Origin of the sequence: Winogradskyella flava (genome assembly GCF_014243395.1) — a bacterium.
Lineage (GTDB): Bacteria > Bacteroidota > Bacteroidia > Flavobacteriales > Flavobacteriaceae > Winogradskyella > Winogradskyella flava.
In genome coordinates this window covers 113,128-126,199 of sequence record NZ_JACLCP010000005.1, presented here as the reverse complement: position 1 = coordinate 126,199, position 13,072 = coordinate 113,128, and the positions used below count along the sequence as shown (strand labels likewise).

The following is a 13,072-nucleotide window of genomic DNA, read 5'->3' as shown; positions in this document are numbered from 1 at the left end:
CAATAATTTTAAATGGTTTTTAGGAATATGATAATTTTTTATAGATATAATTAAGAAGACAATAATTACATCTTCCGTTTTACGGAACCCGTAAAATCTTCGAGATCATCTTTAACTTTATTGAGTTCGTCTTGGATGTCCTTTGCAGCATCTGTATCAATGATGTTGCTTTCCTTGGCGCTTTTAGTTACCTCATGCTTAATATCGTTAGTGGCGTCCTTAAGTGTGCGCATGCCTTTACCTAAACCGCGAGCTACCTCAGGTAGTTTATCTGCACCAAAAACCAATACTACTATAAATAGTATGAATATGATTTCGGTCCCTCCAATGAACAAAAATGTAACTAGCTGTATCACATTGCAAATATAGAGTGACTTTAGTTAATAATTATAGATAAAAATCTTAAAAATTTAATTTGAGTTCATAAGGTATATTGTAAATACTATTAGAGTCTTACACCTACTCCAAACTCTACAGCTTCGGCTTTTGCCCCATGGGACTTTAAGGTCATGGCTCCAAAAAACTTATTTCCAAAATAACGTTTTAACCCAATTCTAATATATGTTCTACCCTCAAAATCAAAAGGATAATAGACATAATAGCCAAACTGTGTTTCAATAGACATTCGATTAATGAACAATTCATGACCAGCAAATAACCCAACACGTTTATAGTCTTCATCTCCAGTGACATCAAGCTCTGGAAAAGATACAGATTGATAATAGATCAGTTCCTTTAAGAAATTTGAAAAAAATACATCAACACCAAATTGGATAGCGCTAATATGACTCAAACGCTTATCGGCATAGGTCGATAATATATAAAATGGAAACTGTCCACTACCAATGACATCGCTTTGGTTAATGCCACTTCTAAAAGCCAAATTATATTTAATCCGCTCTGTATACTTTTCTTTTTCTAAATCGTCAATAAAGTCGCGATCATCACTATCCAAATCATAGTTTAGACCAATATTGAGGGCAATAGTATTCACACTCGTATTAGGTGCCTTAACATTAGCATTGGAATAATGGACTAAGGATAGACCAGTCTGGAATCCAATTCTATTAAAAAGTCGCTGCTTTTTATAATTCAGCATGACATAGGTCGAACTCAATAAATGAGAACCAAATGCCACATTTTTATGATTATCTATTTTATCATAAGGATTAGTGTTATAGGCTATCCCTTGGCCAAGACGTAACATTAAATGCCGCTTGAAAAAGTAAAAATTATAATGTGCATACAATCCATAATTATTACCTAAAACATAATTTTTTAAATCCTGATAAATAAAAGACACACCATAATCTGGATAATTATAACGTTGCTCCCAAGCGTCGTCACCAAAAGTCTTTTTATTCCAACTAAAAATAACACCTTCAGGATGCCCAGTAATTAAATGAAGAATATCGTTGTTATGAAGTGCGATATTACCACCAAAGTAATTGAGGTCAAAATATGAATCGGACGTTACCTTCTCTTGAGAAAATAAAAATAATCCAAGTGAAATTATCAAACCTGTAAGCCAGTACTTCATAAACAATATAGTTACTGGCAAAAGTAATGGAATTATTAATTTACTAGTAAAGTTGCTAATAAAGATACTAAGGTCAATACCAATAAACTCATAGCAAACCTAAATTCCTGTTTATATCTTTTCATCATACTAATTTTATGCTAAATTCTAAAATATCTCTCATCCATATTTAATATTACTAACAAGAAATTGTTAACACAACATTAGGTTTTTAATTCTCGTATTAATCCTTATTTTTGTCAGATATTATAAAGGAAAAATTTGTCTGATTGCAACCTTATAAAAAAATGCTAAAGCAGAAAGTATTACACTTCTCTTGCGACCAAGCAATCTTCAAATACCTTATTATAATTTAACCTTAACAAAAGAAAAGTTATATGCCTTATTTATTTACTTCAGAGAGTGTTTCCGAAGGCCATCCAGATAAAGTAGCAGACCAAATCAGTGACGCTTTAATTGATAATTTTTTGGCTTTTGATCCAGAATCTAAAGTAGCTTGCGAGACTTTGGTAACCACAGGCCAAGTAGTTTTAGCGGGCGAGGTAAAATCCAATACCTACCTCGATGTACAAAAAATTGCCCGTGATACCATTAATAAAATTGGTTATACCAAGAGTGAATACATGTTTGATGGCAATTCTTGTGGTGTTATTTCAGCGATACATGAGCAATCTGAAGATATCAATCGTGGTGTAGATAGAGCCTCAAAGGAAGAACAAGGTGCTGGTGACCAAGGTATGATGTTTGGCTACGCCACCAATGAGACTACTAATTATATGCCGCTGGCCTTAGATATTTCGCATTTAATTTTAAAGGAATTAGCAGCATTAAGACGAGAGCATAAAGACATTACTTACTTAAGACCAGACTCTAAGAGCCAGGTAACTATAGAATACAGTGATGACAATACACCGCAGCGTATAGATGCCATTGTAGTATCTACACAACATGATGAATTTGACACAGATGAAAGCATGTTGGCAAAAATTAGAAAGGATATTGTTGACATACTAATTCCTAGAGTGGTTGCTCAAGTACCAGATCATATTAAGCCATTGTTTAATAATGATATAAAATACCACATCAATCCAACAGGGAAATTCGTAATAGGTGGACCACATGGTGACACTGGCTTAACAGGCCGAAAAATCATAGTAGACACTTATGGTGGAAAAGGTGCGCATGGTGGTGGCGCATTTTCTGGTAAAGACCCAAGTAAGGTAGATCGCAGTGCAGCTTATGCAACTAGGCATATCGCCAAGAATTTAGTGGCTGCTGGTCTATGTGACGAAGTTTTAGTGCAAGTCTCTTATGCTATTGGTGTTGTGGAACCTATGGGAATATTTATTGACACCTATGGTACTTGCCCATTTAATTTAACGGATGGTGAAATTGCTGAAAAAGTGTCTAAGATTTTTGATATGCGTCCGGCTGCTATTGAAGGTCGATTAAAACTACGCCAACCTATGTACAGCGAGACTGCAGCCTATGGGCATATGGGAAGACAAAACGAGACGGTCTCCAAAACTTTTGACCAACCTTATGGCGAATCAAAAACCATAGATGTAGAGCTATTTACTTGGGAAAAACTAGATTATGTAGATAAAGTTAAGGATGTATTTAATATATGATTCTCAATAGACTATAAATTTTTTTAGACTGTCTTTTTCTAGGCAGTCTTTTTTATTTACTTATATATTGTATGAATTCTTTTATATATTTAGTATCTAAAGGTTAGAACTTAACATCAACAGCTATGAAATCCAAAATATCTACTCTAACATTTCTATTCACTTTTTTGCTACTATTTAACACGTGTGAAAAAGACGATGGCAATTCTGGAAATGGCGGACAACAAGACAACACCCCTGATACATTTTCCGAATATTTTGGCCCTGAGATATCGCGAGATTTTTTAGGAAATGTCATCGACCAAAATCATAACCCAATTGAGGGTGTTATCATAACCATTGGTAATGAAACGGCCATGACCGACAGCGACGGTATATTCATTATTAGAAATGCCAATATTAACGAACGCTTTGGTTACATAAAAGCTGAAAAAGCAGGCTATATTCATGGATCACGTAGTGTTGTACCATCTAACGGCACAAACAAAGTCACTATTATGTTACTTGAAGCTACAGCAGTAGGTTCTGTTGCCAGTGGCAGCTCTGGAACAGTTACCTCAAATGATGGCAGTTCTGTAAGTTTTGATGGCGATTTCATTAAAGAAGATGGCTCGGTTTATTCTGGTACTGTGGATGTGATTATGCATTATTTAGATCCAGCAGATGATGACATGGAGACACAAATGCCTGGTATGCTATATGCAGAAAATGAAGATGGTGAAGAACGCATGCTACAAACATTAGGTATGTTAGCTGTAGAGTTAAGAGGTTCTAGTGGAGAAGATTTAAACTTAGCTGAAGGTGCTACTTCTGAAATTAAGATTCCTATAAATGCTAGCTTGATTAGCATAGCGCCACCAACTATTCCGCTTTGGTATTTTGATGAAGACAGAGGCTACTGGAAAGAAGAGGGACAAGCCACCTTACAAGGCAATATGTATGTAGGCAATGTATCACATTTCTCCTTTTGGAATTTAGACGCTGAGTTTCCAGCAGTTAATTTATGTATTACATTGGTAAATCAAGAGAATAATCCAATAGCCAATCAAAGAATTACTTTGACACATTCAAATCCAGATTATTTGTTTTCTACAAGCACGGGGATTACCAATGATGTTGGTGAAGTTTGTGGCTTAGTACCGATAGATGAAAGTTTAGTGCTTAACGTTTTCAGTAATGTTTTATGTAACGATACATCTATACATACCGAAACCGTAGGACCATTTGCTATAGATTCTAGTATTACAATTATCGTTTCAGAAACTCCCAATATTGTTGAAGAAACTGTTACTGGTAATTTTTTAACTTGTGATGGTGAGCCTGTAACAAATGGTTATGTAAAGCTATCTTACGATAATTTAGAAGTCATAAATGAAGTCACTGATGGTACTTTCGAAATTAGCTTTTATAGGTGTTTAGAATCTTCTGATTTCACCATAACAGCAATAGATTATACAAATTCTCAAAGTTCAAATGATGTAACTTATAATTTCGTTTCACCATTAACTGAAGTTGGAGACATCTTATCTTGCGAAGATTATGCATATAGCTATATCTACTTCCAAGTAGGTAATAATGCTCCTCAAACATTAATAAGTGAACCACCACCTTCGTTAGATGAGACTCTTTTTAAATGCTTAATATATACTGATAACAATAGTTTAACTGCTGGCTATGTAAGGACAACTTTCGCCACTGAAACTAGATTTGTTTTAGGATTCTCTAATTTCAATGGTGCAGGCACATATAATAGCGAAGATGGGACTGGGTCTTCACCATCTGTCGATTTGACCGTTCGTAATATCCTTAACCACTTAGACTATTCTGATAATAATCATTATACCCATAATTTTGTTGGGACAGCAGAGATATTCACATTAGGTACCGAAGAAGGTGAAGTTGTTGAAATAAATTTTTCAGGAACGCTTGATGTATCTTACACTTTTGGCATCTTCGATCCCCCACAATTAAATGAAGAGAATGTTCCAATAAGCGGATATATGCATCTTATTCGAGATAACTAAAACCAAAGCTTTCGTATTTTCGAATGCTTTTAAAATTCTATAAAGTATAGGTTAACCTGAAAGTCAGAAACCTTGGTTGAATAAAGGTTTCAGAACTAAACACTGAGATATTACCCGCGCCATTACTGATATTAGAATCAATATCTAAAATATTGGAAGCTCTCAACGAGTATTCCCATTTCGCATCTCTACCTTTTCTATAGCGTAAAGAAGCATTCCAGGTTTTAAAGTCTTCTACTTGACCATTATTTTCTTGTTCTGTATATGTGAAATCCGTGACAAATGTTACAGCGTCCCAGATATAGGCATCAAACTCTATAGATGGTGCCCGTGTTATAAACTTATTTGAATTGGCACCTTGGTCATTGTTTCTAATAGTATACCCATAACGTAGTCTTACATTTGGCGCTTCTCTAAAATTGGTACGAATTTCTGGCGTATAATTTTGTGTAAAGCTTTCATTAATTGAAGGGCTTGTACTAGATTGAATAAATTGATTAAACTTACTATAGCTAAAATTAGCTCTTAAACTCGCTCTAATTTTTCCAAAAGTACGTTGCACTCTACCAAATAATGATGCGGTTTCATCTGCGAACTGAGAATTAAAGAAACTGTTTGTTCTAATCACACTTTGAAAATTTGTCAATGAACGGATCTGGTCTTCATTCTTACTATAATTTAATCCTGCAAATACATTTGTGTAGTTGAATAAGTTAAAGCTACTATAGAACAGTCTTATATTATGTGATAATGCATTTTGCAGCTCAGGATTACCAAATTGTATACTGTTAAAGTTGTTAAGCACTAGACCTTCAGCGATATTGGTAACATCCGTAAACGTATTGGTCATGTTATAATTAAACTGCAAACTTTCACTCTTTTTGAATTGAATCCTAGCTTCAAAATCTGGTAATACGTTAAAGAAGTTATCTTCGAAAGTATCACCTCCTTGCGTATTTTTATTTCCGTAAGCATGGAAAGATAAGCCTGGCGTAAAGGTAAATTTGCCCGTTTTAAATCTGTAATGTACACCTAAGTAGATATCCCTAAAACTATAATCTACATTATCATTTTCGGCAGATAACGGATTTCCATCTTCATCTGTAATTGTTGGTGTTGGATTAAACTGTGCGCCGTTATCTAAAAACTGAAAAATATTAGAGTTAAACTTTTGATTACTTAATATGGTACCAAGCGTTAAGTTGATATTACTTTTAGCATTAAGGATATTATAATAATCCAATTTAGCATCCAGCTGATTTGACTTCACACGTCGTTCCTGATTGATATCATAGCTGAACTGGTCTTGATTTAAACCTAAACCAAAAGCAGTGGCATCAAAGGCGTCCTGGGTATTTGGTGGTGTTGGGTCGTTTACTAACAAGGCATTGTAAAATGGATCTTCATCCTTGATAAGATGCTGCGCTTCAAACGCAAAAATATTATTTTCATCTAAGGTGTAGTAGTAGTTCAAAGTCTGGTTGATACTAAATGGCTTTACCCGATCCACTTGATCTGTAACACCAACAACGGATGAAAATAAATTCTGCCGTTCTTCATCGTCCGAGATACGGCCTAAAAGGTCATAATCCAACTGATTATTGACATTGGGTTTATAAGACGCACTCAACTTGGCTATAGCCTGATTAGAAGCTTCTCTACCCCTTGAAACTGTTGCCTCGTCTGGTGGAATATTTGCAGATTCATCAATTGGAGTCGAAGGATCGTCCTCAACCTCTATATAATCAAAGAAACTTTCTTCGCGTGTTCGTAATCTGCTACTATTGTATATAACAAATCCGCTTAAATCCAATGATTTACTCGGTGAATAACTAAAATTTGCTGTTGCTAATTTCGTAATTACTTCTTGGGCATTGGCAATATTGGTTAATCCACCAAGTCCATTATCGCCGAGATTGATATTGGTTCCACTAGTTCTACTTGGCAATCTAAATCCAAATCCACCACCAAAGTTTCTTAAGTCACGGTTAGTCAAGGCAACTTCACCAATGTTATTCATGTCTCCAATAATGTTAACACTATATTTTGGACTGTAATAAAATAGTTTGGGTTGTACCAAATACAACTCATCATTTGGAGATGGGGCAGTACCTCCTCCTGCAGTAATATCTCCAAACCAAAAGTTTTCCTTACCTTCTTTTAGTTTAATATTTAAGGCCACATTATCTTGATTGTTGGTGACACTTCGTAATTGTCCCACCTCAGAATAATTTCTTAATACCTCAACCTTATCTACGGCATTTGAAGGAATATTTTTAGTAGCTAGTTTGGTATCACCATCAAAAAAATCCTTACCATTAACCATTAATTTATTCACAACTTTGCCTTCGACTTCGACCTGTCCATCCTCATTGATTTCTACGCCTGGTAATTTTTCCAATACATCTTCCAACTTTCGTTCAGACCCATTTTTAAAGGAATCGGCATTATAAATAAGCGTGTCGCCTTTAATCGTCACAGGCATCTCATAAGTTAGCTCAACAGCGTCTAAGGAGTTATCTGGCATTAAGGTAAAATCCCTGTTGATATCTTCTTCCTTAGTTGTGATGATCTGCTCGAAAGACTTTAGACCAATATAGCTTACCTGTACTTTGTACTTACCATTTTTACCTAAGGACAATACATATTTACCCTTATCATTAGTAATAGCATAAGATTCTAAGGCACTTGTTTCTTGATTTATAGCAATGACATTTGCCAACTCCAAGGGAGCACCAATACTATCTTTTACAACACCTTGCATTTTAATTTGAGCAAAGGAAGTACTGGTTACTACCAAAAATAGTAGTATTAAAATTCTTTTCATCTGTTGATTTTTATTGTTTTTTAGTGGTCAGATGGAACTTGCCTGTAATCACCTTGGTTACAATCAAGATGTATTATGGCTCATTTCATAAGTTGATTAGATTATTGTAGTTATTCTAGTTTCTTCGGCCACCGCCTCTATTTCTTCCGCCGTACATCTCCCGCATTTCTTGCATCTTCTTGGTGATGATTTCAGTGTATTCTGCTTGCGTCACTTCTTCTCCTTTTTCAGGTTTTTCGATATCCTCTTTTTCCTCGGGATTCATTACAATTTTTGTACATAAAATTGTAGTTCTATCGGCATTAACTTCTAAGATGAGACCAGGTAAACCCCAATAATCATCTGGACCTTGATTAATCGGAATCTGAGGTGTATACCAAGCAACGACTTCTATAGTTTTTGGCACTTCAATTTCGCTCATTGGATCGTCATTTGTTTTTGTGGAGTCTTTAGCGACCTCGCTTTCTTTCTTTTCTTTATTATCTTGACCCCTTCCACGTCTTCTCATGCTTCTCCAATCGAACTGATCTACAGTTTTCGTCGCTGTGGCTTTAAAGCAAGTATAATTACCGATTTGCTTTGTTTCAGTTCCCATTTTCCATTCCAATCCTTTTAAGTCATCCTTAATCAGAAATTGCTTTCCAAAAAACTCTTGATCCTGTAATACTTCCTTTGTTTTTACATTTTTATATTTTGGACCACCTGTAAAGCTACTACCAAAACTTCCAAATCCTCGGCCAGATCCTCCAGGTGCTTCTAACTTTTCATCTTCTTTGTAGATGGATTCAGACTTGTTAAAGGTTAAAATGTATTCCTTTTCCAAAAAACTTTTCATTCTTTCCTGGATTTGCTTCTTACGTTCTGGACTCATTTCCCGTCCTCCCCATTGATCTAAATCCATAGTGGTTTTAGACATATAATGGGCTTTCCCCTGAAAGTCTTGAGCAATCGAAACTGAGCAAAAACAGAATGTAAATAATAACGTAAGTATTAAAAGCGGCTTTTTCATTTTTAATGATTAATGATTAACAACAAATGTAAGTCTATAATTCAAGTGCACATCTTAAAGAAATGTTACATTGCATATTCAACTTTATTACTATAAGCTTAGACTACTTTAGATGCGAAACGTTAATTTTAATTGCGTTAAACTTCTGTTAATTGATTATCCTCTTCTTCTACCCATTCTATTATTCCGAAATTCTTTCATTTTTTCTACAATAGTCTCTTGGTATTCTTGCTTGCTCACTATTTTACCTTTTTCTGGTGCGCTAATTTCAACTTTATCTTCTGGATTTATAACTACTTTGGTACATAGCATTGTAGTATTACCTGCACTGACTTCTAATATTAATCCTGGTAGTCCCCAATATTCTAATGGTCCATGGCCAACAGGAATTTGAGGCGAATACCAAGCTTCTACTTCCGTCATATCCACTGAAGGCTCTTGTGTTTCGTCACTTTTAGAATCAGATTCTTCCTCCGTCGTATTAGGATTTTGTAATCGACTCCATGAAAAATCATACCAAGTCAAATCACTAGTTGGAATTGATGCTGTAGCCTTAAAACAAGTGTAATTCCCTATCTGCTTTGTCTCTTTACCCAATTGCCATTCTATATTCTGCAAATTATCCTTGACCAAAAACTGCTTACCGTAAAACTCTTGATTTTGAATTTGCTCGTTGCTCTTTACATTTTTATACTGCTTCCCAGGCGCAAAATTCTTTCCCCAAGAATCAGTGGCACCAGACATCGCATCTAGTTTTTCATCTTCATAAAACAAAGCTTCTTCCTTATTAAAGGTCAAAATGTATTTTTTTTCCAATCTGTTTTTAAGTCTTGCCTTTACTTGTTTTTTCTGCTCTTCACTCAATCTTGCTCCCCATCTTCCCAACTCCATAGTAGATTTGGAAATATATGTAGCCTGTCCTTGAAACTCTTGAACAGTGTTATCATCATTGAAATTCCTTAATTCAACGGTATCTAAATTATTGGCTAAAAGAAATAAGAATATGAAAAAGCTAGATTTTAATAGTAGTGATCTCATGGTAAAACGTGTTAATTATTATTTTGTTTAACAAATATATTTAAAACATTAAACAAAGTGTCTCGTGTTTACCATAATATTAACATAGACATTACATGAGTCTTAAAGCTGTACAGTTACAAATCGTATACTAATCTAAATGTTATAAATCTTGGCTGAATGAAAGTCTGGTTGAAATTAGATGAAAAATTATTAACACTATTTCTATCTCTGGAACGTGTATTTAATAAATTAGTAGCTCTAATTTCATATTCTAATTTAGAATCTGGCTTTCCTCTATAGGATAGAGTAGCATTCCAAAAATCGAATGAATTTAATGTTCCACTTTCATTACTAATACGAGTATAGCCGTAATCTGTTCTAAATGTCAATGATTTAAAGATATAGGCATCAAATTCAATAGAAGGTGAATTTGTAAAAAACTTGGTGTTTCTGCCACCTTGGTTGTTATCTGCTTTTGCATAATTATAAGCTAACTGAATATTCGGAGCTGTTCTAAAATTAGTTCGTATTCGGGCAAAATAATTTTGATTATAATTCTCATTTATTGTAGGTACTCCTACAAATAATTGATTAAACTTATTGTAAGTAAAACTACCTCCTAAAGTTCCTGTTATCCTCTTTAATCTTTTTTGAAAACTGCCACTTGCAACTACAGATTCATTGTCTATAGGAGAATTAAATAGAGTTCTTGTTCTAATAACACTGCTAAAATCAACATTACTTTGCACTTGGTTTATACTCTTCGTGTAAGTAACATTTGCAAAAGCATTGGTATTATTAAATTGATTGAAACTTGAGTAATTTAAGCTAGCCACGTGAGAAAGTCCATTCTCTAAAATTGGATTACCCGAAAAAGGCGCATTAAAGTTATTTAATACTAACCCTCTAGCAAACCTCTTTACATCATTAAACTGTGTTCTCATATTATATCGGAACCTTAAATTTTCACTCTTTTTTAATTTAATTCTTGCTGTAAAATCCGGTAAAATTCTAAAAAAACTGTCATCAAATTCTTCTCCAAACTGTTTATTATTTACACTGTAAGCATGTAAATTAAAACCAGGCGTAAAAGTAAATATGCCTGTTTTAAATTGATAGTGTATTCCTGCATACAAATCAGAAAATCTATACTCTATATCATTTGTATTAAGTCCATCATTTATTAGTGGTGTTGGAACAAATTCTGAGCGGTTTAAATCTCCCATATTCCCTAACAGTTGGAAAAAATCAGAGTTGAAACGTTGACGACTTAATGTAGTGCCTAATGTAAAATTAATATTACTTCTTTCTGTAAGAACATTCCAATAGTCTAATCTAGAATCTAGTTGATTGGTTTTAACACGCCTTTCTTGAGATAAATTATAATTATCAAATGATCTATTTAAACCTAAATTCTCAGCTGTTAAATCAAAGGCATCAGCATCGTCATCGTCATTATTAGATGGGTTATTCTCTAATGCCGCGTTATAGAATGGATCTTCATCTTGAATTAGATATTGAGACGATAGTGCAAAAATATTGTTCTCATTGAAAGTATAATAATAATTTAAACTTTGTCTTAAGCTAAAAGGTGTAATATCTTCAAATTCGTCGGTACTCCCTGTAACTGTCGAAAAGAAATCCTGAGTTTGTGAAGTTTTTGACAATCGTCCTTGTATGTTGTATTCTAATTGATTATTTGAATTAGGTTTGTATTTTCCGCTTAATTTTAATAACCCTATATCTGAAGCTTGTTGCGTCTGACTAACTGTTGCCTCATCTGGTGGTGTATTAAGAGACTCATCTATTGCAGTGTCTGGGTTATCTTCGAATTGTACAAACTGTGCAAAGCGATTCTGTCTTTGATCTACTCGACTACTTGAAAACACCCCAAAACCATTAATACTTATATTTTTAGTTGGCGAATAGCTGAAGTTGGCAGCACCGAGCTTTGTATTTATATCTAAAGCATTATTATTTTGAATTGCTAAAAAACCTATATCATTATTACCCAGGTTAATATTTGTACCACTAGAGGCACTTGGAGCTCTAAACCCACTAGAGAGTTTAAAAAGGTCACTTCTATTAAGAACGACTTCTCCAATATTATTTAAATCACCGATTAAATTAATACTGTATTTTGGACTATAGTAAAATAACTTTGGTTGTAACACATAAAGGTTATCTCCTTTTAAAGTAAAGTTAGATGACAATCCTGTATCAAAAGCAACATCGTTATTTGGTATGTCAAAATCTCCTGAAAATCCAACTCCAGCCTTAATATCTCCAAACCAAAAATTCTTTTTGCCTTCTTTAAGTTTGATATTTAAAGCCAAATTATCTGAATTATCTTGCACTCCTTTTAACTGGTCTACTTCAGAGAAATTTTTTAAAACTTGTACTTTATCCACAGCATTGGATGGTATATTTTTAGTTCCTAATTTGGTGTCTCCATCGAAAAAAACTTCGCCATCAATCATTAGTTTTTGAATTGTTTTTCCCTCTACCTTAACCTCTCCTGCGTCATTGACTTCTATTCCTGGCATGTTTTTTAATAAATCACCAAGCTTTCTATCTGTTGGCCTCTTAAAAGAATCTGCATTATAAGTTATAGTGTCTCCATCTATCTTAACAGGAATTTCATAAGTCAATTCTATCTCGTCCAACAGGTTATCTTCTTTTAAAACGAAGTCTTTGCTAACATCTACCTCTTTAGTTTCATAGGTATCACTAATTGCCTTGTAACCAATAGAACTTACTTGAAGTATATATTTGGTGTTTTTCTCAACACTAAGCCTATATTTCCCTTCTTCATTTGTAATAGCAAAAGATTCTAACCCATTCGTTTCTTTATTAATTGCAACCACATTTGCAAGTTCCAATGGATTACCTATACTATCCTTAACAATTCCATCTATTTTAATTTGCGCAAAGGAAGTGCTAGCCACTATGAAAAACATAGTAGTAAATATATATTTCATTATATGATTTGTTAAATTTGAAAAGTTATAAGACACCCTA

The 13,072-nt window shown here is 34.0% G+C and carries 8 protein-coding genes; 2 read left to right on the top strand and 6 right to left on the bottom strand.

Annotated elements, in window-relative coordinates:
• Positions 1 to 65 precede the first annotated feature (65 nt).
• Positions 66 to 356 carry a Sec-independent protein translocase subunit TatA/TatB gene (locus H7F21_RS14770; RefSeq protein WP_185790080.1) on the bottom strand — a complete coding sequence of 97 codons (291 nt, stop codon included), beginning with the start codon at positions 354 to 356 and terminating at the stop codon, positions 66 to 68.
• Positions 357 to 445: 89 nt separating this feature from the next.
• Entirely contained in the window at positions 446 to 1,540 is a 1,095-nt protein-coding gene (locus H7F21_RS14765; protein ID WP_185790079.1) for an acyloxyacyl hydrolase, read from the bottom strand.
• 377 nt (positions 1,541 to 1,917) lie between these two features.
• Between H7F21_RS14765 and metK the strand changes: the two genes are divergently transcribed.
• Both metK and H7F21_RS14755 read left to right on the top strand, forming a co-directional pair.
• The gene (gene metK / locus H7F21_RS14760; RefSeq protein WP_185790078.1) at positions 1,918 to 3,171 is read left to right on the top strand and encodes a methionine adenosyltransferase; all 1,254 of its coding nucleotides are present in this window, start codon (positions 1,918 to 1,920) and stop codon (positions 3,169 to 3,171) included.
• A 125-nt stretch (positions 3,172 to 3,296) separates the two neighbouring features.
• The gene (locus tag H7F21_RS14755) at positions 3,297 to 5,195 is read left to right on the top strand and encodes a hypothetical protein (protein ID WP_185790077.1); all 1,899 of its coding nucleotides are present in this window, start codon (positions 3,297 to 3,299) and stop codon (positions 5,193 to 5,195) included.
• Between the two features lie 37 nt (positions 5,196 to 5,232).
• On the opposite strand, the gene H7F21_RS14750 is transcribed toward H7F21_RS14755, so the two are convergent.
• The 4 genes from H7F21_RS14750 to H7F21_RS14735 all read right to left on the bottom strand — a co-directional run bounded on the left by H7F21_RS14750 (position 5,233) and on the right by H7F21_RS14735 (position 13,032).
• The gene (locus tag H7F21_RS14750; RefSeq protein WP_185790076.1) at positions 5,233 to 8,022 is read right to left on the bottom strand and encodes a TonB-dependent receptor; all 2,790 of its coding nucleotides are present in this window, start codon (positions 8,020 to 8,022) and stop codon (positions 5,233 to 5,235) included.
• Between the two features lie 115 nt (positions 8,023 to 8,137).
• Complete coding sequence (locus H7F21_RS14745) at positions 8,138 to 9,031, bottom strand: GLPGLI family protein (RefSeq protein WP_185790075.1); 894 nt, start codon at positions 9,029 to 9,031, stop codon at positions 8,138 to 8,140.
• 156 nt (positions 9,032 to 9,187) lie between these two features.
• Entirely contained in the window at positions 9,188 to 10,069 is an 882-nt protein-coding gene (locus tag H7F21_RS14740; RefSeq protein ID WP_185790074.1) for a GLPGLI family protein, read from the bottom strand.
• 116 nt (positions 10,070 to 10,185) lie between these two features.
• Positions 10,186 to 13,032 carry a carboxypeptidase regulatory-like domain-containing protein gene (locus H7F21_RS14735; protein ID WP_185790073.1) on the bottom strand — a complete coding sequence of 949 codons (2,847 nt, stop codon included), beginning with the start codon at positions 13,030 to 13,032 and terminating at the stop codon, positions 10,186 to 10,188.
• Positions 13,033 to 13,072 lie beyond the last annotated feature (40 nt).

Coding starts and splice junctions, on each gene's coding strand:
- H7F21_RS14765 (WP_185790079.1), bottom strand. CDS start 1,540: ATGAAGTACTGGCTTACAGGTTTGATAATTTCACTTGGATTATTTTTA.
- metK (WP_185790078.1), top strand. CDS start 1,918: ATGCCTTATTTATTTACTTCAGAGAGTGTTTCCGAAGGCCATCCAGAT.
- H7F21_RS14755 (WP_185790077.1), top strand. CDS start 3,297: ATGAAATCCAAAATATCTACTCTAACATTTCTATTCACTTTTTTGCTA.
- H7F21_RS14750 (WP_185790076.1), bottom strand. CDS start 8,022: ATGAAAAGAATTTTAATACTACTATTTTTGGTAGTAACCAGTACTTCC.
- H7F21_RS14745 (WP_185790075.1), bottom strand. CDS start 9,031: ATGAAAAAGCCGCTTTTAATACTTACGTTATTATTTACATTCTGTTTT.
- H7F21_RS14740 (WP_185790074.1), bottom strand. CDS start 10,069: ATGAGATCACTACTATTAAAATCTAGCTTTTTCATATTCTTATTTCTT.
- H7F21_RS14735 (WP_185790073.1), bottom strand. CDS start 13,032: ATGAAATATATATTTACTACTATGTTTTTCATAGTGGCTAGCACTTCC.